We start from the raw sequence: 20,700 nt of genomic DNA on the forward strand, positions 1-20,700 counted from the left end.
GACGATTATCGTGTCAAAGAAGATCGCGATTCTGCATACCAGCTTCGTATTTGTTTCTGTCGAGCCTGTGATCAATGACCTCATTGCCGAGCTCATCCCCGACGCTGAAGTCATCCATTTTGTGGACTCAGACGTTTTGGCCACGGTCGTGCGCGAGCAAGGGATATCGACCAAAAGCGAGGCTCGAATGACGCATCTTGCGCAGGCAGCGGAAGCGGCCGGAGCCGACATCATCTTCTCCGCGTGCTCATCGTTGGGACCGGCCCTGGACGTCGCGGCCCGCAACGTTCACACGCCGGTGGTGAAGATTGACGACGCGATGGCCATGCGGGCCGCCCGCGAAGGAACGCGCATCGGTGTCCTGGCCACCGTGCCCACCACGCTCGGTCCGACGTCGGATCTCATCCAGGAAAAAGCAGACGAAATCGGGCGCAGCATCACGCTTGAGAAGAGGCTATGCGAAGGCGCGTTCGATGTCCTCATGTCGGGAGACCGCGAAAAGCACGACACGATGGTCACTGAACAGGCCACCGACCTCGCCAGGAATGTTGACATGATCGTCCTGGCGCAGGCATCCATGTCCCGTCTCGCCGGCGCTCTCCAGGAGAAGACCAACATGCCGGTTCTGTCGAGCCCCCGCATCGGTGTCGAGTACCTGGCTCGACGTGTCGCGGAACTCCCTGCGTGAAAAAGCCGGATCTGAACTTGGAAACCAGAAATGCAGCAGAGTTGCTTTCCTCTGGGCCAGCAGTCCTGCGCATTCCGGACTCCCGGCTCCGCATTCGGGAAGCAAACGCTGCCGACAAGATCTGGGTGATCGTGCTCGACGACGACCCCACCGGAAGCCAGTCGGTCCAGGGAGTCCCGGTGCTTACCAGATGGGATGATGAAGATCTGAACTGGGCATTCAAACAGCCTGGCAACGGTTTCTTCATCCTCACCAACACCAGAGGACTCAACAACGAGGAAGCGCGGTCCACGGTCACGGATGTCGCAGAGGCCATCAGGCGTGCCAGCGCCGAATTGGGTGCCCGCTACACACTGATCACTCGCAGCGACTCCACCCTCCGCGGGCATTACCCTCTCGAAACCGATGTCCTCAGCGACATGGCCCGTTCTTCCGGCGAACCCTATGACGCCCTTCTCCTTGCCCCCGCGTACATCGCGGCGGGAAGGGTGACCGTAGATGACGTGCACTACGTCGGCAGTGGAGACTCGTTTGTTCCGGTTGGCCAGACAAACTACGCAAACGACGCCACATTCGGATTCGCCAGCTCAAACGTCCGGCACTACGTCGAGGAAAAGACACAGGGGGCCATCTCCGCCGATGAAGTTGTGAGCCTCAGCCTCGAAGAGATCAGGATAGGTGGCGCCAATCGGGTGCGCGACGTCATCCTCTCCTGCAAGAACGCTACTCCCGTAGTGGTGAACGCGGTTGATGAGGCCGACCTTGACGTACTCGTTTTGGGCCTCATCCTGGCGGAAGAGGCTGGCGCCCGGGTCCTGAGCCGGACCGGACCCTCCTTCGTGGCGGCGCGGCTGGGCATCAAGGATCGCGCGCCGCTATCCCATGACGAAGTCTTCGCTTCCGGGGAGCGCGCCGGTAACGGATTGGTGGTTGTGGGTTCGCACGTTGAGCTGACTACCCGCCAGGTAGCGCGGTTGCAGAACGAATTCCCGGACATGGAGACCGTCGAACTGGATGTCCCGAAACTGCTCGATCCTGCTCACCGCGCGGGCGAAATGGCCCGATGCGGTGACGCGCTTGTAGCAGCACTGTCGAAAACGGACGCGCTGCTTGTCTCGAGCAGAGATCAAATCGTCGGAGACACGGGCCATTCAAGCCTGCTGATCGCCCAGGCGGTCTCCCACGCCCTGGTCACCCTTACGGCCCGGGCGGTCCATGAGGTAGCAACCAAGTGGGTGCTCGCCAAGGGAGGGATCACCTCAAGCGATGTCGCCACTGAAGGGCTCGAGATTCGGCGGGCGACGGTGGTGGGGCAACTGTTCCCCGGAATCGTTTCCGTTTGGGTCAACGAAGGTGGCGGCAGCCAGGGACTTAAGGGCCTTCCCTATGTCGTCTTCGCCGGGAACGTTGGAGATGAATCGACTCTCGCCGACGCGGTCAGGATTCTGCGCGGGGCCGCCGCACTGACCGATAGCAGAAACGGGGCCCTCGACCATGGCCCTCCTCGGACTTTCTGACGGGAACCGGGAATACGCCTGCCAGCGGCATGAAGGTTTCCAGCTGTTTCTGACGGCAATTAGGAAATCGAACCAAGCCAAAATCTCACAGTTTTACACCAGAGTCGCTTTGCAATAATTACAAAGGAGTAGTAATGCGTAAGATCACAGCCGTAACTGCAATGTTGGCCACGGCGGCGTTTGCCCTCACCGCTTGCGGCGGAGGAACCCCCTCGGGCGGCTCCTCCGGGGCTTCCGGGGCATCTGATGCGCAGGGGGCGTACGTCTTCCTGCCGAAGTCGCTCAACAACCCTTACTGGGTTGACGCCCGCAAGGGGATGGAAGACGCGGCCAAGAAGCTGGGCGTAACGGCGAAGTTCCTGGGCCCGGACACGGATAACGCGGCTGCGCAGGTCGCCATCTTTGATTCCATCCTCGCCACCCACCCCGCAGGTATCGCCATCTCACCGAACGACCCCGCGAGCGTCGTCGACGACATCGCCAAGGCGAAAGCGGCTGGCATTCCGGTTATCGCATGGGACGGACCCGTTCCGAACAGCGAAGTCCTGGGCTACATCGGGACGGACAACGTCGCAGCCGGCGTCCAGGCCGGCGAAGCGCTCGCCAAGAGCATCGGGAACAAGGGCAAGGTCGCCGTCGTGATCGGCAGCCTGAGCGCGGTGAACCTCAACCAGCGCCTGGAGGGCGTCAAGAAGGCGCTGGCCGGCCACCCGGACGTCAAGCTTGTTGCCACCGAGGTCTCCGGCGAGTCCATTGCTACCGCACAGACGAGCTCTGAGACCATCCTTCAGGCCAACCCTGACCTGGCGGGATTCATCGGTATCGGCGGTTCAGACTTGCCCGGCATCGCCGGGGCGCTGAAGTCGGCCAATAAGTGCGGGAAGGTCAAGGCGGTCGGCTTCGACGTCGTCCCGCAGGGCGTTGAAGGCATGAACGGAGGATGTGTGGACGCGCTCATCTCACAGAAGCCGTTCGGAATGACCGCACAGGCTCTCCAGATTCTGGCGGACTTCCACAACAACAAATCGAAGCTTGAGCAGAACTTCGTCGTCGACACCGGCGTCGTGACGGTCACTCCGGACACGTTGGCGGAGTTCCAGAAGACCGCCCACTAAGCCGCCAGCACGCGTGCGGGGCCGGCATGGAATCACGCCGGCCCCGCCACCCCACAACCGTTCCTAAGGAGTAGCAATGGTTACGCATCCGCTCATTGCCATGCGCGGTATCGTCAAAAGGTACCCCGGGGTCACCGCACTCCGCGACGTTAGCTTGTCGGTCGAGTCCGGCGAAGTTATGGCTCTCGTCGGTGAGAACGGCGCGGGCAAGAGCACTTTGTTGAAGATCCTCGCCGGCGCTGCACGTGCCGACGAAGGCGTCATTGAGGTTTCCGGAGAAACCGTTCAGGCACATTCGCCCCGGGAGTCCCAGGCACGCGGAATTGCGGTCATCTATCAGGAGCTGAATCTCGCAAACGATCTGAGCGTAGCCGAGAACATCTACGTCGGCCGCGAGCCGAAAACCCGGCTGGGAAGCGTCGATTTCCGTGCGATGGAGCGAGGCGCAGGTGAGCTGCTGTCCAGCCTGGGCATCGACATCGCGCCGACCGAAATCGTGGGAAACCTGAACATCGCACTGCGTCAGATGGTCGAGATCGCCAAGGCATTGCTGATCGACGCGCGCGTCGTCGTGATGGATGAGCCAACATCGTCGTTGACCGAGGAGGAGGTCGAAACCCTTCTCAAGCTCGTCCGTCAGCTCCGGTCCAATGGCGTGAGCGTTATCTACGTTTCACACCGTATGCGTGAGATTTTCGAGATCGCAGACCGCATTACCGTCATGCGGGACGGGGCGGTAGTGGGCGTGCGTGACGCCAAGACCACCACCCCGAATGATCTCGTTCATATGATGGTCGGACGCGAGCTCGAGGATCTCTACGGAGCGCGGACATCGCCCGTGGATACCGCCGCGACCCCGACCCTGGAAGTCCGCGGGCTCAGCTCCGGAAAGCTCCTGCACGACGTGAGCTTCTCGGTACGCCCCGGAGAAATCCTTGCCCTGGCAGGGCTAATCGGTGCCGGTCGTAGCGACGCGGCAATGACCATATTCGGCGCGGCGAAACGCCGTGGTGGCGAAATCCTCATAGACGGACAGCCGATGGCGTTGCGCACGCCGCGTGAAGCGATGGACGCGGGAATCGGTCTTGTGCCCGAGGACCGTAAACACCAGGGCTTATTTCTCGGACTGCCGGTCCGGGAAAACATGTCTTCGGCATCTTTGTCCAAGATCAGTCGCCTGTCCTTCGTGTCGCGACGCCGCGATCGGGACCTTGCACGCCAGTATGCGAAGCAGCTGGGACTTCGGGAGTCCGCGATCGAAGTCGCCGCAGGCACCCTAAGCGGTGGAAACCAGCAAAAGGTGGTGCTCGCCCGATGGCTGGCGCGGGCCCCCAAGCTCCTCATTCTCGATGAGCCGACTCGGGGCGTTGATGTTGGTGCAAAGGCTGAGATCTACCAACTGATCCGCAAGATCGCCAGCGAAGGTGTCGCCATTTTGGTCATCTCATCGGAGCTAACGGAAGTTCTGGGTATCGCCGATCGCATCCTCGTCATGCGAGAGGGCCACGGCGTAGGCGAACTGGCCGCCGCGGAAGCAAGTGAAAAGCGCGTTATGGCTATGGCAACGGGAGTACAGGAAGACGTCTCATGACAATCAATGGAGAGACCGTGAAACGAGAAAAGCAAACGACGCCAGACGGTGTTCCCGCCCTGCCGGCGGCCGCTCAAACATCGTTGGGCGAGAAGATCCGCCACAGGTTGTTGAAGATCATCACTGCACGAGAGTCCACCCTCGGTGGCGTTGTGATTCTCCTGGTTATCTACCTGTCGTGGGCATCGCCGTACTTCTTTACTGCCGGGAACCTTACGGTCGTGGGACGGCAGATTGCTCTGGCACTGCTGATCAGCGTGGGCATGACGTTCGTCATCCTGATCGGCGGGATTGACCTTTCTGTCGGCTCCGTAGTCGCGTTGGTGAGTGTCCTGTCAGGTGAGGCCATGGTCAACGCCGGGCTGCCGCCGGTCGTGTCTGTGATTCTGGCGCTGGCCGCTGGTGCGCTTGTGGGTCTGGTGAACGGCTCGATCAATGCCTTTGCGGGGATACCGTCGTTTGTCGTGACCCTGGGCATGCTTGCCGTGGCGCGCGGATTGTCGCTCGGTATTACCGGCGGTTCGACGATCAGCGGCTTCCCGCCAGGCTTCCTCTACATCGGGCAGGGAGCATTCCTCGGTATCCCCGTCCCCATCTGGATCGCAGCGGTCGTTGCGGTTGTGAGCCACTTGGTGCTGACACGCACTACATTCGGCCGCCACGTCTATTTCGTAGGCTCAAATGAAGAAGCGGCCAAACTATCGGGCATCCGAGTGCGCCGGGTGAAAATATCCGTATTCGTTATTTCCTCCACCCTCGCCGCGGTAGCAGGCATCCTGGAGACCGCGCGGCTGAGCGTCGGCCAACCGGCTGCAGGAAACGGCTACGAACTCTTGGCCATCGGGGCAGCCGTCATTGGTGGAACGAGCCTGTTCGGCGGTGTGGGCGGGATCCTGGGAACCGCACTGGGAACTTCCCTGCTCCTGCTTATCCAGAACGCTCTGATCCTCTTGGGCATCTCCGCCTACTGGCAGCAAGCATTCAGCGGCGTCATCATCGTCGGAGCCGTTGCACTGAACATGTGGCGTAGAAAACAAAACTAGAACGCGAAGACCAGCGCCTCGCTAGGGGCGCACATCAAACAAGGAGCAATCATGAAGGTAGTAATCACTGGAGCCCACGGAAAAGTCGGTCGCGCAGCGACCCAGGCGCTGTTGGATGCCGGCCACGATGTCCTCGCAGTGGACTTGACCCGACCGGGATTTGAACGCCGGGCAGAGGGAACCGCGACGTACCAGATGGCGGACCTCACTGACGCCGGCGAGGCGTACGCCGTTGTGCGAGGCGCAGACGCCGTCGTGCACACCGCCGCGATTCCCGAGCCCACCGGAAACCCGGCCCAAGTCGTGTTCCACACGAACCTGATGGCAACTTTCAACGTACTTGAGGCCGCAGTCAGGTTCGGCGTGAAGCGCTTCGTAAACATCTCGAGCGAGACCGTCCCCGGCTTCTTCTTCCCGGAGCGCGACTTCCTGCCGGACTACGCTCCCGTTGACGAGGAGCACCCCATCCACCCGCAGGATCCGTACGCGATCTCGAAGCACTTCGGCGAGCAGTTGATGGACGCTGCAGTCCGACGCTCCGACATCAGCTGCATCTCGCTGCGGCCAAGCTGGGTACAGTACGAGGGCAATTATGAGCAGAACCTCGGCCCCCAGGTTCGCGACGCCTCGGTCCTCAGCCCCAATCTGTGGAGCTACATCGACGCCTACGACCTTGCGGACGCAATTGTGCTTGCAACGGAGTCCGACCTGCCCGGTCATGAGGTCTTCTACATCGCATCACCCGACAACGTCGGTGGGCGAAACTTCGGTGAGATCCTGCACACCTACTACGGGGACAAGATCGAGCTCCGCCCCACCGCACGCCCGGACGCCTCAGGAATTTCCAGCGCCAAGGCCCAGCGCATGCTCGGGTGGAGCCCGAAGCGGTCCTGGCGCGACTACCTGGATTCCGACGGCAAGGCCCTTCCGCGAGGCTGAGACAGTCCGCCCCGTTACCTGGGAAGCGCGGGCCGAGCTAGACGGCCCGCGCTTCCCGGCAACGGATGACGACCTCGTCAGCCGGCGCGTCCTCGGAACTACCGAAGGCGTCGCGCTGCTGCTGATCGATGCGTCTCCCTCGCTCCGTCCAGGAGCCGCAATCCAGGACCCTTCAGGAAGGAACCAATGCTCGTAAAGACCAGCCCCCACTCTGTCAATGTCAGTGTCTCCTCGGCAGCCAACCTGGAAGAGACCCTTAACAAGGCCGTTGACATCCTCTTCCGCGCAGCAGTGGCCAACAAATGCGGCATTCTCGTAACACGCCACAGCCACGAGCTATATACCGCGGATGTCCATCCGAGCGTTCCTTTTGGCCTGACGCGCGAAATCAGCATGTGAGGCTGGTTGGGCCCCGCGTGGATCTCGGGGGTTTGTGTGGCAGGCTGTGCCGGCGTCGCGACGTCCGGTTCTACGTCCTGGCCTCGAAGCCAACAAGGAACATGGCCGACGCCGCTAGCACCACTACTCCCTGCCCTCCCCGAGCGGGATGAGCATAGTGCGGAACGGACCCGCAACGGCATGGAGGCCCCAAATACGATCGGCGACGTCGTCGATGCCATTGGCAAGCTGAAGCTTGGGAATGCCGCCGGGGATCACGAGTTGCGCGACACGGATGCCCTCAACCTCGAGTGCGTCGTGGAGCATCTCACCGTAGGCGCTCTCGGCCGGGAACGCGACCGAGGTGCCTGCGAAGTCGGCGCGCGCCTTCACCGAGGTTCCGCCGTTGACCAGGAGCACGCTGCCGCCTCCTGCCTGACGCATCGCCGGGAGCACCGTCCGCACCGCGTGAATGAGCCCGAGAGCCGAGAACCGCAATGCTTCCAGCGCCAGCTCGGGAGTCATGTCGAGCACCGGTTTCAGGTATTCACGCGACGGGAGCGGGCTGTACTGCAACGTGGTGATGGGTCCCAGCTCTGCTGCGGCACGGGCAAGGGCGTCCTCAAGCGCTGCAGGTACCAGCACGTCCGCGGCGTAACCACGAGCGGTCAAGCCGCCGGCCTCGAGCTCCGCGGCCAGGACGTCAAGCTTCGACTGGTTCCTCGAGATCAGGGCTATGGAGAAGCCTTCGCGCCCAAACCTTCGCGCAACTGCCGCTCCGAGTCCCGGTCCAGCTCCGATGATAGCGATGACAGGCACGGTGGGTTCCTTCGATTGATTAATTGTCTTGACAAAAGCGCCGTCCGGTTCGGGCGACAGTTTGTCGGCATCACCCTCGACACACCCGGACCCCTGTGAGTCTAGTTCACGCCATCAGTCCCCGCGAGCGCGCGCCATAGCTGGAGAGTTTGGCCGATCGGTGCCGAGCCCAGGTGAACCGACTCACCCGCGGTCGTCAAGGTGCTTCGAATGCGGATTAGTCGAGCCAGACAGCGGGGCCGTCATCGCAGAACATGCCCCAGGCGGCATCCGCCTTGTCAGTCGGCGTCGAGTGCGGCCTGAAGCAGCCGGTCAAAACTGGCGGTTCCGTACTCGGGTGGCGTGATCGAGATGAAGACCTGGGTGGTAGTCACCACGGGCGCGCCGGTGGGCGGACTGCTCTTCGGTGCCATGCGGGCCGGTGCCGGCTGCTTCGGTCGGACCGCTGGAGATCCGCCATGCCGGACCGCCCGAAGCTCCAGGCCCGGCACGCCGTGGACGAGCCGGGGAATGCGGCGCTCGTTCTCGATGAACTCCCTGAAGTCACGGATCGACAGTTGGTCGTTCGGGTTGCCGGTCAGTTCGACGACGGTGTCGTTGACCCGCTGACTGATCCCGGTAAGAAACTTCTTCTCGCTGGACGCTTTTGCCCGGACCAAGAACGCTGTCAACGCCACGGCGAAAACGACGTTAAAAAGTGTCGCGACTCCGGGTCCCTGAGCCCGGCAATGAAAATCATGAGCAGACGATCGCTTCCCTGGCCTTCTTGAGGTCGTCCAACAGGCCGGCGTCGGAAAGGGCACCCACAGGGCCCTGTGGTGTCCCTGAGACACTACGGCGGCGATCCCCAGCTCGGCCATCCGGCCAAGCGAACCGACGCCGCCCAACCAGACGCCGTCGTCGTGCGGGTGCCGGACCAGCGCGTCGGTGCGGCCCCACATGCTGTAGTCCTGGCGCTCGGCCCGCGGCCAAGCATCGGGCCGGTGCCCCTCGCCCCGTCCTAGCTCCATGCCGAGCATCATGAGGTCGCGGGCCCGGAGACCGGGCCAGCCATGCAGGCGCCGCCGCCATTCGAACGGCACCGCCGTGTAGCCGTAGGCCGCGCCGAGCAGGCCGCCGGCGATGGCCGCGACGGTGTCAGTGTCGCGGCCTCCGCGCACCGCTTCCTCCAGTGCAGCCCGCAGGTGCGCCGGACCGGACGAGGTCAGGCCGGCGCAGTGGATGGCGCTCCAGGCGCCCTGGAAGGCCTCGTCCGTCAGCTCCCGCCCGGATATTCCGGCGGCAATCTCGGCAATCTCTTCAACGGTGTGTACGGGGTCTACCGCAAGGGTCGATGGGAGGCCCTCGTCATCCGTGGAGAGGGCCAAGAAAGGCCAAACGCGACCGCCCGCCATCGATTCACTGCGGACGGAGGGATGCGTCACCTCGCAGAGGCTCGAGAAGACCTGGTTGAGCAGTGGGAGGACGGTCTGCCCTTCATCGGCACAAGTTCATTCGCGCCCGAGGACGTCGTAAAAGTGCTTGGGCGCGATCGCATTGGTCGGGTGCGGCGGATAACTCGCACGGGCGCGGGCTACGTGATTGAAGTGAGCATCGACGGGGAGCTTCACCACGTCGCGCCCGAGTCCCTCCAGAAGGTGGATGGAGACCCACGCGACCCAGCGTTCTGGGTATCCTCGGCACCCGCTACGGCACGGGAGATCGCAATGACACTGACGTGGACGAAGTTGCGCGAGCCGCTCTCGAACACCCTGTACTCCTACCGAGCGACAAAAACGGTCTTTCGTGCCTACCAGTTCATCCCTGCGCTCAAGATCCTCAACTCTCCGACCGGGCGGCTACTTCTGGCGGACGAGGTGGGCCTCGGAAAGACGATCGAGGCGGGACTGGTGTGGAGCGAGCTGGAGCAAAGGTCACCGCTTCGTCGCACGCTTGTGGTCACGCCTTCGTCCTTGACTCACAAATGGCGCCTGGAGATGAGGCGGCGTTTCGATCGTGACCTCGAGGCTATTAAGCCTCGCAAGCTGGCTGACCTCGCCGAAGATCTCCTGGCCGGTATGGACCCTGAAATCCACGCGATCATCTCGGTGGAGTCCCTCCGCAGTGCCAGCGACGTGCTCGAGCAGCTGACCCGGATCCGACCGAGATTTGATCTGGTCATCGTCGACGAGGCCCATGTGTTGCGCAATGCCGGAACGAGGTCGAACCTGCTAGGCGGGTTGCTGTCCGATTGGGCCGATCACTTGCCTGTTGCCTCATGTCAATAGGTCCGGGAGTGTTGAGTCGTTGCCTCAGTTGAAAAGGTCCGTTTTGGGACGGGGTTGAACGAGGTGTTGATCCGGCGGATCCGGGGTGCGGCTTTGGCCTGGGCGAGGACTTCCAGTTCCCCGGTCAGGGCCAGGATGTGCCGGGACAGGGCCGCGGGCTGGAGGCGTTTGAACTGGGCGTTCATCGCGATCACGGGGCGTTTGCGGGTCCCGGGGTGGATCGCGGCGCGCTGGTGGGGCGTCAGCGCCACGTCGTGCTTCTTGATCACTTTCGCTCCGCGGCGTTCCTTCGAGATTAGCTTCTGCTGGGGCAGCAGGTAGTTCGTGAAGACCGCGTCGAGGTCCCAGATCGCATTGAGTTTCTCGAGCTCTGCGGCCGTGTCGTAACGGTAGTAACCCACGAGCTCGCGGACCCGGGACCAGTTCTTCTGCTCCACATGGGCCCCGTCGTTCTTGTTCCCGGGCCGGGACCGGGTAAACGTGATCTGCCGGGCGTGGCAGTAGGCGAGCAGGTCCGCGTTAATGAACTCGGTTCCATTGTCCGAGTCGATCCCGAGAATCGGGAACGGGAACCGGCCCAGCGCGTGCTGCAGCGCCGCGAGCACCCACTTCTGGGCCTTGTTCGGCACGGGGCGGTTCACCGTCCAGCCGGTGGCGATATCTGTGACGGTCAGCGTGAAGCAGTACTCCCCGGACGCGGTGCCGCCTTCATGGCCGACGAGATCGATTTCCACAAACCCGGGCACCGCGTCATCCCAGTCCGCCCAGGTCCGGACCGGGATCTGGGACTTCAGCAAGGACCCCGGCTTGGTATGGGACCGGCCCCGCAACACCAGCTTCGCCCGCTCCGGGGCGAGCCGCCGGTCAATCGTGGCCACGCTCATCCGCATCAGCAACGCGGCGTCCCCGTCAGTGAGGACCAGTTCGCCGTCGCGCCGCAGCAACGGCACCAGCACCGGCAACATCGGCGCCAGACGCTTGCCCGCCGGCGCCCTGAGAACGGCCCAGCACACGACGAGCGCGTCGATGACCGCCGGCCCGTATACCGGGTCCCGCGCCGGACGCGGACGCACCGGCCGCAGCTCCAGCGCCTGCCGCAGCGCCCGCCGCGCATAATCCCGGTTCCAGCCCGTGAGCTCCACCAGCTCATCCAGGATCCGAGCCTTCCCGGCACGCCCCTCCCGGGCATACGCCCGGGCCTTGATCAGCGTGACAGCCTTCCGCTGGCCCATCGTCAGTCCCATCCCTCAAGGATGTCCGCGCCAGGAACTTCCCGGACCTTTTCAGATGAGGCAACGTATCGGCCTCCGCGGACCTTTCCCATGAGTCAACGCGGCATCTTGACACCTTCGAGGCCCCGGATTAACTTCAGCCTTAACGAGGCGATTCGCCCCTTCTCCACTACTGAGGCACAGGTTTTCCCGGTGCCGCGTGCCCGGGCGCTCCCGGCACGGAACCCCGGCTGCGTCGGCTGAGCGGGCCGCGCCGGGCCACATGCCTGGGGGATCCAATTCGGTCTCTCGCCTACAAGGAGCAGGAAATGTCGGAGGGTATTGGACTGATAGAGCGGTTTTACAAGGACGTCGTGGAGAGCGGAAATCTTGCCCTCATCGATGAGCTGGCGACGGACAGTTATGTCGATCACGAGGAAGGCCTTCCCGGGCAGCCGTCCGGCAAGGACGGCGTGAAATTCTTCGTGAACACCATGCGGTCCGCTTTCCCGGACATCAAGGTCAAGGCGATTGAGCCCTCGATGACCGCCGGCAACATGGAAGCATGCCACGTGATCCTGACCGGGACCCACCGTGGCGAGATGGCCGGCATCCCGGCCACGGGCAAGAGCGTCGAGTTCGACTGCACGGACATCATCCGGGTGGAGGACGGCAAGGTGGCCGAGCACTGGGGCACCACCGACAACCTGGCCCTCATGCAGCAGATCGGCGCGGTGGCCGTTGGCTGAGCGGCACCCACCCACGACGGCGGGCGGACCGGCCGCCGTCGGGATCAGACAGCAGGGCTGCCCACGTTTCCATCGAGACGCGGACAGCCCCTTTTGCGTGTTGGTCCAGGTCTACCTGCCGAGCCCGGCCTCGATCGCGTCCAGGTCGCGGACGGCGTAGCGGTGGTGCTCCCATTCCTCGTTGAGGATGGTGTGCAGGCAGGAGCGGACGGTCACCGGTTGTTCGGGGGCCCACGGATTTCGGCGGGCCGCGGACAGGTCCGCCGCGGTGAGGGTGGCGAGGTAGTCCCGCACCATGGCGGCCTTCGCTGCCCGGACCTCAAGCACCTGAGCATAGGACGGTGTGAGGTTCGAGAAGACGGCCAGATCGTATCCGTCGGTCTCGTACTCGGCGTTGGGTTGGCCGATGGGATGGTACGGCTGTTCCAGTTCGAGGATTCCCCGGCCGAGCCAGGTGTCCGTGGCCATGACCAGGTGGCGCAGTGTCTGCGCGAAGGACCACTCGCCGTCCGCCGAGATATCGACCGTGCCGGGCGGCATCGCTGCAACCCGGTCCAGCGTCGCCTGCCAGGTCCGCTCCAGCACGGCCCACGCGGCACGTAGCCCGTCCGGGTCCTGGGCGCGCCTCTGCTCCCGGCCGGGGAAGCGGCGGTTGAGTTCGGCCTCGACGAAGGGGACGACGTCGACGCCGTTGACGTACAGGGTGTTCTCGGCCTCGAGCAGCCACGGGGCGTCGATGTCCGCCCCGGCCGCGTCGACCGCGCGCATCACCGCGCCGGAGAGGTCGGACCGGAGGAACCGGGCGCCGCGCAGGTTCACGTCGGTGAAGTGTGCGCCTTGGAGGTCATCGGACTGGGTGAAAGCTGCCATGCGAGCACTCTGCCACGGCTGCGTCGGGCGCGCAGCACCCGGGCGGGTTAGAGGCTGCAGCCGGCGGTCCGCGGACCCATTGGGGATGCCGGTACCCCATTTTCCGCAGGGCAGGATCGGTCCATAATGGCCACATAAGCTTCGGGGACCCCTTGCGCCGGTGATGGGTGGCGCGGCGTGGACGAGTCCCAGGTGGCTGTCCCGGCTAGGCGCGAGGGGCGGTCACGGGCTCCGGACCATGATTCCGGGGACCGAAACCGGGGGGAGCGACGCCATCACTGCGGTCATCGACGCACTGAAGGGATTCATCATGTTCAAGGATTCAAACATCATGGCTGTCCTCCCCGCGAAGGACATCAACAGGGCGAAGGAGTTCTACCGGGACAAGCTGGGCATCGAACCCTCAGAGTCCATGGAGGAGGGCAGCGTGATGTACAGCTGCGGCCAGGGAACCCGCTTCCTCGTGTACCAGACGGACAATGCGGGGACGGCCAAGAACACCCAGATGGGCTGGGAAACGGACAACCTGGAACGCGAGATGGAGGAGCTGCGGGGCCGCGGCGTCGTCTTTGAGGAGTACGACTTTCCCGGCCTGAAGACGGAGAACGGCGTGGCCACGGCGTCCTGGGGGAAGGCTGCCTGGTTCCTGGACAGCGAGGGCAACATCCTCAACATCGCCCAGCGCTCGTAGGCCGGAGGCTGACACCGATCAACGACTCACAACATCGCTACCCCCGGCAACGGAGCCGGAGGGAACCGGAGCCCGCCTTCAAGGCGGGAGCCGGTTTCGAGCCTGACGTCGCCCCTGGACAGGGCAACGAGCGCGTCCAGAAGAGCAGCGTTCGCAGCAGCGACTACCCGCACGCTAGTTAGCGTCGGGTTTCCTGCCCCGCAGGTGTCGGTGGTGTAGCTCGTAGCTGTCGAACACGTCAGAAGAGGTGGTTCCTGAGTGGCCGAACTTGCCGCGAAGAACGTCGGCGAGTCCATCCAGCGCGGCGTGGAGCATCCGTCCGGCGAACTGGAGTTCAGGGTTGTCGCTGCGTTGGGCCTGGGATGCCAGTTCCTGGGCGTAGGCGACTGTGGCCGGCAAGGAGCCGCGTTGCTCGACTTCACGGAAATAGTAGGTTTCATGGAAGGCAAGGAGATCGATGCTCACGAGAGCTACGTTTCCGGCCATTGACTCCAACAACGCGGCGGCATGCGTGGGTTCCACGGACATTACACCCGCAGGACCTGCAGCCTCCCTGAACAAGTTCAGCTCGTGGGCAAGGGCCCGGCGGCGGTTAAGGGCCGGGTACATCTGCAGGATCCAGGTGACCGTTGCTGTCAGCAAACCGAAACCGGTGACGGCCTGGAGGGCCACAACCAGCCTGAGCAGCGGATGCGTTGCCACGATATCGCCAAACCCCACGGTGGAAAGAGTGACCAGGGAGATGTAGAGGGCTTCGGCGAAGTCGGCCCGCAGGGGAACCCCGGCTCCGTATACAAAACCGTCCGTCAGGTGCGGCAAGTAGAGCAGGGCCCAGCCGATGGCCGCGAGGCCCGCCCAGGCGCCGATGACAGCCGCCATGGCCAACGGCGCTGCGATGAAGGAGCCCCGGCCGCGCAGTTTTCTTGACGCCAGCCAGAACCCCCGCATGATCGCCCGGCCCACGGGACCGGAACCGTGGGGATAAAGCAGCGCCCGAAAGACGTCGACGAGCATCAGCAGAACCAGCCCGGCCCCTAAGACTGTCCAGAGCGTGTCCTCAAAGTCCATGCCTCATCTTATGGGCGGCGCCCCGGGCACAGTGACAGACAGGGGAACCCCGGGTCTGGATGCAGGTTACTCGGAGCCGGGTTTCTGTTCCCGGTCCCGGAGGTTCTTCTTGATCTCGTCGAACTTCTCCTTGATGACCCGTTCGGCCTCCGAGAGGGTTTTGCTGGCACTGCTCAGGGGATCCATCTGAACGTAGACGTTGTGGCCGACAGGCAAGTCGTACTCGTCCTTCAGGTGGGTGCTGCCGCCCACACCCTGAAGAGACAGGTAGACCATGGCGTCGGTCCGGGCGACGCCGGAGAGTGTTCCGAAGACAACTGTGAAGTCGTTGGGTTCAAAGCTCACAGTCTGACCGATATGGCTGCGGTCCAGGTCGCTGGCTGCGACCGGCTTCTCGGACGGACTTCCGCTGTAGCTCGTGAACTTCTCCTAATAGTCGAGGGACACGCACCCGAGCGGTCTATATACGAGGCCCGTGAAGGCCAGGCGGTTCCGCCGTGAGGCACCCGCCTATAGAAAGACGGGGTCATCTGCAGGCCCATTCCGAGGGTATTCAGCGGCACGATCTGGTTAGGTTGGACGTGGGCACTTAGCGGAGAAAAAAGGCAGCGTTCCCTCAACCGCTATTTGCCGCGTTTGGCCGAATTGTGCTGTCGGTGCCAAGCGAAGTACTGCCGGGACTTTTCGCCAAAGGCCGTGCATCTCCGGCCGATGATGTCCCGTATCCGGTCCGCAGCTTGCTCGGAACCGCGGCTGCCGTGTTCGATGATTCCCTGATCACCGATGACAACATAGCCGAGCTCAAAGAGCGCATCGCAGCCGAACAGGCAAGCGAGCATGGACACGTTTCGTGTGTCCATGCGCTCGTTCTCCGAGCATGCCCAGCGGGGCTTGATATGCGCCGCGACAACTAGTTCTTCGGGGAGCGAGCGTCCACAAAGTGCGCACGAGCTACCCCAGCGCAGCAGCTGCTGGTCCCGCAGAAACCGCTGCTCTGCCCGGATTGCCACTACTGCCAACCTGTCACTAGGACCGCCGACATAGCCTTCGAACGGTTCAGCGTGTTCCCCTCGCTCCTCGGCTGCTCCGGTGACGGGCTCAATGCCTGCGAGCCGCAACACCTCCAGTGCGCGGCCAGGGTCGAGGGGAAAGAAATAGCCGTTCCTAAGGGACCCGCTTGCGGTGATCGGACCCTGGCCGACGTCGAGCGCGTTCAGAGCCCGACCCCGTGAAACACGGATCTCATACACCGGCTCCGTGAGAACCAATGTGCCCTTCGTGTCGGCAGGCACATCGTCATAGCCGCGAGGCGGATAGGCCGGTCGCGGCATAGTTGCCACGCGGCTGACGCCCCGGATCTCGGGGCTGGCATAGTGGAAGACGAGATCCCCTGGGGACACACCGTCAAGAGTGCGCCAGTGGTCAACCTGTTGGCCACGGCGATCCTTCAGGGGAGCCCACAGGGTACCGTCGTTAAAGACGGGGTCGAAGTTCACCGACTGGTTCGCCCACCAGAAATTCGTGCTCGGACTGACTTCGATCCTGAGAGGTTCGGCTGTGCCTTCGAGACTCTCTCCGTGAATGTCCACCAGCTCGTATCCCAGTCGATTCAAGATGGACCGTGTCTGTTCTCCCCCGGACAGCCGCGGAGGCCCGTCCTTGCCGCAGCCGAATTGCAGTTGGAAGGCCATGGCGACCAGTGGCTTGCTTGCAATCGACTGCCCTCGGTCGATCACTACGTACCGGTGAGACTCCTTAAATCGGGTCCGGGCAATGAACTCCTCGCTTCCGAGCTCATGCCACAGCTCAATTGCGCGGTCGATGCTTCGAGGCTCCAAATCGGCCCATGATCTCTTCATATCCCCATTCATACCTGATTTATGACTTGCCCATGAGTTCAAAAGAACCTTGGAAGTGGAAGGAACGGGAGAGTAACATTTTCGGACGGGCAAATACCGGTGTAGGTCGGAGCCCACAGATACGATCTACCTCATGACCGAAACCCAAGAGATTGATAACCCTGGATCGAATTTCACCCAGGTGCTGGACGCGGCGGCGAAGCTGCCAGGCGTGAGGATCAGTAGGGCCGCCTATCTCCGAACGGCACTCAAGCGCCACTGCACCGAGGAACAGATCAAGAGGGCAATCGCCGAAAGTCCCGCGGCAGCGGGCATTCCACTCAAGGTCATCGCTGAGATCGCAAACACCTCGATCGCTTATGAGACGAGCAAGGTCACAGGCATATCAACCGTCGCAGGTATCCCCGGCGGTCTGGCAATGATCGGCACTGTCCCAGCCGACCTCGCGCAGTACTTGAGTCACATGCTTCGGATCGCCCAGAAGCTGGCGTATATCTACAGTTGGCCTGACCTATTCGCCGATGATGACGACGAAATCGATGAAGCCACCGAGAGCATGCTGATCCTGTTCGTGGGCGTGATGTTCGGCGTGCAGATCGCCCAGAGTGGAGTGGCAAGAGTCGCGGGCATGGTCGCCGCCACCGTTGCCAAGAAACTGCCGCAGAAGGCACTTACTCAGGGTGTCATCTATCCGATCGTGAAAAAGGTGGCCGGCTATCTCGGTGTGAGCATGACCAAGAAGCTTTTCGCCAGCGGAGTCGCAAAGGCTATCCCCATCGTCGGAGCAGTTCTCTCCGGAGGCCTCACCTTGGGCACATTCCTTCCCATGTCCAAACGGCTGCAGAAGCACCTCGCTAGCCTGGAGCTGACCAAGCCAGGACACCGAACCGACGACGCCGAGATCATTGACGCCGAAGTAATCGATCTGGAGGTTGTCGGGAAATAGCGAGAGGCCGAGCCGCCAGAGCTGACCCAAACCATGAGTCCAGCTGACGCCGGCAACGCGACCCGGCGCAACCGCCCAGCACTTTAGCGTTTGGCCCACAGCCACCTCGCCTTTAGAAACGCGCGCCGGCCCTTTCGTATGGCAGGCCTCCGCAACCCTGCAACGTGCTCAGCCCTTCAATACCCACACGGCGTTGTTCGGCTGCAGCCAGCCTTCCTCCGTCAGGGGCGCGGCGCTGAGCAGCACGGAACCGGCCGGCAGTTGCACCGGCTCGGTGCCCATCGCGACGGCGACGAAGAAGTCGGTGCTGCGTTCGCAGATCAACAGGTTCCCGGCCTCGACCCGCCAGGAGCCGCCGTCGTTTGCGGTGAAGACCTCGTTCTTCCACAGCTTCCGGCGGAGGGCCAGCGCCGCTTTGGTGAGGTTCAGGACGGACTCAGCGTCCTGCTCCTGCCGTTCGACGGCGTGCCTGCCCCAGCCGGCGGGGAGCGGCAACCAGGGCTCGGAGAATGGCCCTTCAGCGGTGCCGAGTGCAAAGCCGTGGTGCAGCGCTGGATCCTCGGTCCATGGCAGCGGCACCCGGGCGCCGTCGCGGCAGACGCCGCCGCGGGCCCACATCGGGTCCACCCGGGCCTCGACCGGCACGTCGACCTCGGGCAACCCGAGCTCCTGGCCCTGGTACAGGTACGCCGGGCCGGGCAACCCCAGCAGGGCCACCAGCGCCGCACGCGCACGCTGGGCACCGACGTGGCCGCCGCCGAAGCGGGTCGCAGTGCGGACAATGTCGTGGTTCTCCAGCGCCCACGTGGGCGTCGCCCCGTGCAGCTTGCGCGCGGCCTCGAGGTCGTTGCCGACGGCGGCCCAGGCCTCCGGGTCCCAGCCGAGCTTCACGAAAGCGAAGGCGAAGGCCTGCTGCATCTCATCGGCCCTGGTGTAGCGGGCAGCGCGGGCCGGCTCCAGGTTCACCTCGCCCACCAGCAGGCGGTGCGGCTCGTACTGCTCGGCCAGGGCACGCCAGCGACGGTACACCTCGTGGACCTCCTCCTGGTCCGAGACCTGCGGGTTGGACCGCAGCCCGTCCACCACGCCGCCCTCCGACGGCGAATCCGGCAGCCCCTCGGCCTTGAACAGCGCGTGGGCGACGTCGATGCGCAGCCCGTCCACGCCCTTGTCGAACCAGAAGCGCAGCACGCCGTCGAAGTAGTCGCCGACGGCGGGGTTGCGCCAGTTCCAGTCCGGTTGGCCGGCGGAGAAGAGGTGCAGATACCAGTCGGTGTCTGTCCCGGACGAGGGGTTGGCGCGGCTCCACGCCCGGCCGCCGAACACGCTCTGCCAGTTGTTCGGGGGAACGTCACCCCCAGGACCGCGGACGAAGTGGAATATCTCCCGCTCCGGGGAGCCCGGCCCAGCCGCCAACGCTGCCTGGAACAGCGGGTGCTCGGAGGAGCAGTGGTTGGGGACGACGTCGAGCAGGATCCGCAACCCCAAAGAGTGCGCCCGCTCCAACAAAGACTCGAACTCCGCAAGAGTTCCGAACAGCGGGTCCACGCCGCAGTAGTCGGACACGTCGTAGCCTTGGTCCACCTGCGGGGAGGGCTGGAACGGGGTCATCCAGATCCCGTCTACCCCCAGGGAGGCGATGTACGGCAGCCGGGCGGCGAGTCCGGCGAGGTCGCCCACGCCGTCGCCGTCCCCGTCGGCGAAGGAGCGCGGATAGACCTGATAGATCACCGCGGATTCCCACCACTGCACGTCCGGCGTGAGAGCGGTTTCCTCTGCAGCAGGGAGAGTGGCGGGGGAGACGTTGGCGTACTTGGCGACATCGCGGATGGTGACCACTGTTTCTCCTCCCTGAGTGTGCCTGCGGGTGCTGCGCGAACGCACTACGGAAGCCTAAGGCAAACTGTTTCGTTGGCTGCACCAACACTAAGGGGAGAGGCGGCCAGGGCGTGACTGTTTAGGAAACAACGCCCTCAGGAGGGCCTGCGGTGCCCGGCCCGTCGAATACGGCGCTGGTGCTGGCCTGGGGCACCACCACGTGGACGGCGTTGCGCTGGACCGTGAAATCGGCGGGCGTGGCGGTGGCAATCTCGCCGTCGAGGTTCACCGGCAGCGGCTGGTCGGTGACCAGCCGGACCCGCCTGGTGGTCAGGTGGTACACCCGGTCGTGCTTGATGAAGCTGCCGTCCTTGAGCAGCCGGGCGATGCTCACGTGCTCCCGCAGAGGCCCTGCCAGGATGGCGTAGATATCAAGGAGGTGGTCATCGATCCCTGCGGTGGGGGAGACCGTGTTGCCGCCGCCGTAGTGCCGGCCGTTGCCCACCGCCACCTGCAGCAGATCCCCGAGCTCCAGCGGCTGGTGGTCCCCCTCCGGGAACTCGAGGCGGGCCCGGAACGGCTTGTGCCGGGTATAAGCGCGCAGGGTGGCGATGCTGTAGGCCAGTGGCCCGAGGTGCCGCTTCAAGCGGGGAGTAAGCGCCTCGGTAACCGCCACCGAGAGGCCCACGGAGGCGACGTTGAGGAACGACTCACCGTTGGCCCGGCCGAGGTCGATGTCCACCACCTTGCCGTCGGCGACGGTGGCGCAAGCCTCGGCGAGGTTGTTTGGGATCTCCAGCGTGCGGGCGAAGTCGTTGGCGGTGCCCAGTGGGAGGATGCCGAGCACCACGTTGGTGCCGGCCACCCGGCCGGCGGCGTAGGAGACGGTCCCGTCGCCGCCACCGACTACAACCAGGTCGTGCCCGTCCGCAAGCACCAGGTCAAGCGTCGCGGCCAGGTCTGCCCCGGACCGCATACGGTGCACGGCGGTAACGGGCACGCCTGCCGCGCGCATCGCGTCCACGGCCTGCTCGGACGCCGCCCCGCGGCGTGATCCGGCGTTGATCACCACGGCGGCGGAGCGTGCGTCCCGGGCTGCCTTCATGGGGATCAGGGTAGCCCGCGGACCTG

20 protein-coding genes are annotated in these 20,700 nt (G+C 63.9%); 11 read left to right on the forward strand and 9 right to left on the reverse strand.

Annotated elements, in window-relative coordinates; genetic code table 11:
* Nucleotides 1-10 precede the first annotated feature (10 nt).
* The 7 genes from ACUYM2_RS04370 (at nucleotide 11) to ACUYM2_RS04400 (ending at nucleotide 7,292) form a co-directional block, all read left to right on the forward strand.
* Nucleotides 11-688, forward strand: a complete 678-nt coding sequence (locus ACUYM2_RS04370) for an aspartate/glutamate racemase family protein (protein ID WP_481598964.1) — start codon at nucleotides 11-13, stop codon at nucleotides 686-688.
* On the forward strand, nucleotides 685-2,205 hold the full coding sequence (locus tag ACUYM2_RS04375; RefSeq protein ID WP_481598965.1) for a four-carbon acid sugar kinase family protein: 1,521 nt from the start codon (nucleotides 685-687) through the stop codon (nucleotides 2,203-2,205). Before ACUYM2_RS04370 ends, ACUYM2_RS04375 begins: the two co-directional genes overlap by 4 nt.
* Before the next feature lie 134 nt (nucleotides 2,206-2,339).
* Complete coding sequence (locus ACUYM2_RS04380; RefSeq protein WP_481598966.1) at nucleotides 2,340-3,320, forward strand: sugar-binding protein; 981 nt, start codon at nucleotides 2,340-2,342, stop codon at nucleotides 3,318-3,320.
* 76 nt (nucleotides 3,321-3,396) lie between these two features.
* Nucleotides 3,397-4,911 carry a sugar ABC transporter ATP-binding protein gene (locus ACUYM2_RS04385; RefSeq protein ID WP_481598967.1) on the forward strand — a complete coding sequence of 505 codons (1,515 nt, stop codon included), beginning with the start codon at nucleotides 3,397-3,399 and terminating at the stop codon, nucleotides 4,909-4,911.
* Nucleotides 4,908-5,954, forward strand: coding sequence for an ABC transporter permease (locus tag ACUYM2_RS04390; protein WP_481598968.1), 1,047 nt, complete (start codon nucleotides 4,908-4,910; stop codon nucleotides 5,952-5,954). The genes ACUYM2_RS04385 and ACUYM2_RS04390 overlap by 4 nt, the downstream gene beginning before the upstream one ends.
* 51 nt (nucleotides 5,955-6,005) lie before the next feature.
* Nucleotides 6,006-6,893, forward strand: coding sequence for an NAD-dependent epimerase/dehydratase family protein (locus tag ACUYM2_RS04395; RefSeq protein ID WP_481598969.1), 888 nt, complete (start codon nucleotides 6,006-6,008; stop codon nucleotides 6,891-6,893).
* A 186-nt stretch (nucleotides 6,894-7,079) separates the two neighbouring features.
* Nucleotides 7,080-7,292 (forward strand): hypothetical protein, encoded by a 213-nt coding sequence (locus ACUYM2_RS04400; protein WP_481598970.1) that lies wholly within the window; start codon nucleotides 7,080-7,082, stop codon nucleotides 7,290-7,292.
* A gap of 123 nt (nucleotides 7,293-7,415) precedes the next feature.
* Here the strand turns inward: ACUYM2_RS04400 and ACUYM2_RS04405 are convergent, their stop codons facing one another.
* Together ACUYM2_RS04405 and ACUYM2_RS04410 are read right to left on the reverse strand one after the other, a co-directional pair.
* Nucleotides 7,416-8,090, reverse strand: a complete 675-nt coding sequence (locus ACUYM2_RS04405; RefSeq protein ID WP_481598971.1) for an SDR family NAD(P)-dependent oxidoreductase — start codon at nucleotides 8,088-8,090, stop codon at nucleotides 7,416-7,418.
* A 278-nt stretch (nucleotides 8,091-8,368) separates the two neighbouring features.
* Complete coding sequence (locus ACUYM2_RS04410) at nucleotides 8,369-9,457, reverse strand: ADP-ribosylglycohydrolase family protein (RefSeq protein ID WP_481598972.1); 1,089 nt, start codon at nucleotides 9,455-9,457, stop codon at nucleotides 8,369-8,371.
* 48 nt (nucleotides 9,458-9,505) lie between these two features.
* Between ACUYM2_RS04410 and ACUYM2_RS04415 the strand changes: the two genes are divergently transcribed.
* Entirely contained in the window at nucleotides 9,506-10,357 is an 852-nt protein-coding gene (locus ACUYM2_RS04415; RefSeq protein WP_481598973.1) for an SNF2-related protein, read from the forward strand.
* On the opposite strand, the gene ACUYM2_RS04420 is transcribed toward ACUYM2_RS04415, so the two are convergent.
* Nucleotides 10,351-11,601, reverse strand: a complete 1,251-nt coding sequence (locus tag ACUYM2_RS04420) for a DDE-type integrase/transposase/recombinase (protein ID WP_481598974.1) — start codon at nucleotides 11,599-11,601, stop codon at nucleotides 10,351-10,353. The two genes, ACUYM2_RS04415 and ACUYM2_RS04420, sit on opposite strands and share 7 nt — an antisense overlap.
* A 296-nt stretch (nucleotides 11,602-11,897) precedes the next feature.
* Here ACUYM2_RS04420 and ACUYM2_RS04425 point away from each other — a divergent pair, with 296 nt between their 5' ends.
* Nucleotides 11,898-12,317 (forward strand): ester cyclase, encoded by a 420-nt coding sequence (locus ACUYM2_RS04425; protein ID WP_476893073.1) that lies wholly within the window; start codon nucleotides 11,898-11,900, stop codon nucleotides 12,315-12,317.
* A gap of 111 nt (nucleotides 12,318-12,428) precedes the next feature.
* Here the strand turns inward: ACUYM2_RS04425 and ACUYM2_RS04430 are convergent, their stop codons facing one another.
* Nucleotides 12,429-13,187, reverse strand: coding sequence for a DinB family protein (locus tag ACUYM2_RS04430; RefSeq protein ID WP_481598975.1), 759 nt, complete (start codon nucleotides 13,185-13,187; stop codon nucleotides 12,429-12,431).
* 310 nt (nucleotides 13,188-13,497) lie between these two features.
* On the opposite strand from ACUYM2_RS04430, the gene ACUYM2_RS04435 reads away from it, so the two are divergent.
* Nucleotides 13,498-13,878: a VOC family protein gene (locus ACUYM2_RS04435; protein WP_481601399.1), complete on the forward strand. Its 381-nt coding sequence runs from the start codon at nucleotides 13,498-13,500 to the stop codon at nucleotides 13,876-13,878.
* A gap of 174 nt (nucleotides 13,879-14,052) precedes the next feature.
* Here ACUYM2_RS04435 and ACUYM2_RS04440 read toward each other — a convergent pair whose 3' ends face one another.
* The 3 genes from ACUYM2_RS04440 to ACUYM2_RS04450 form a co-directional block, all read right to left on the reverse strand.
* Entirely contained in the window at nucleotides 14,053-14,946 is an 894-nt protein-coding gene (locus ACUYM2_RS04440) for a potassium channel family protein (RefSeq protein ID WP_481598976.1), read from the reverse strand.
* 66 nt (nucleotides 14,947-15,012) lie between these two features.
* Complete coding sequence (locus ACUYM2_RS04445) at nucleotides 15,013-15,291, reverse strand: hypothetical protein (protein WP_481598977.1); 279 nt, start codon at nucleotides 15,289-15,291, stop codon at nucleotides 15,013-15,015.
* A gap of 278 nt (nucleotides 15,292-15,569) precedes the next feature.
* The gene (locus tag ACUYM2_RS04450; protein WP_481598978.1) at nucleotides 15,570-16,805 is read right to left on the reverse strand and encodes a ScoMcrA-related endonuclease; all 1,236 of its coding nucleotides are present in this window, start codon (nucleotides 16,803-16,805) and stop codon (nucleotides 15,570-15,572) included.
* Nucleotides 16,806-16,938: 133 nt separating this feature from the next.
* Between ACUYM2_RS04450 and ACUYM2_RS04455 the strand changes: the two genes are divergently transcribed.
* Nucleotides 16,939-17,751, forward strand: coding sequence for a hypothetical protein (locus ACUYM2_RS04455; RefSeq protein WP_481598979.1), 813 nt, complete (start codon nucleotides 16,939-16,941; stop codon nucleotides 17,749-17,751).
* A 168-nt stretch (nucleotides 17,752-17,919) separates the two neighbouring features.
* Here the strand turns inward: ACUYM2_RS04455 and ACUYM2_RS04460 are convergent, their stop codons facing one another.
* Complete coding sequence (locus tag ACUYM2_RS04460; RefSeq protein WP_481598980.1) at nucleotides 17,920-19,590, reverse strand: alpha-amylase family glycosyl hydrolase; 1,671 nt, start codon at nucleotides 19,588-19,590, stop codon at nucleotides 17,920-17,922.
* 118 nt (nucleotides 19,591-19,708) lie between these two features.
* Nucleotides 19,709-20,674, reverse strand: a complete 966-nt coding sequence (locus ACUYM2_RS04465) for a lipid kinase (protein WP_481598981.1) — start codon at nucleotides 20,672-20,674, stop codon at nucleotides 19,709-19,711.
* Nucleotides 20,675-20,700 lie beyond the last annotated feature (26 nt).

Source organism: Arthrobacter sp. SD1074B, from assembly GCF_056780195.1.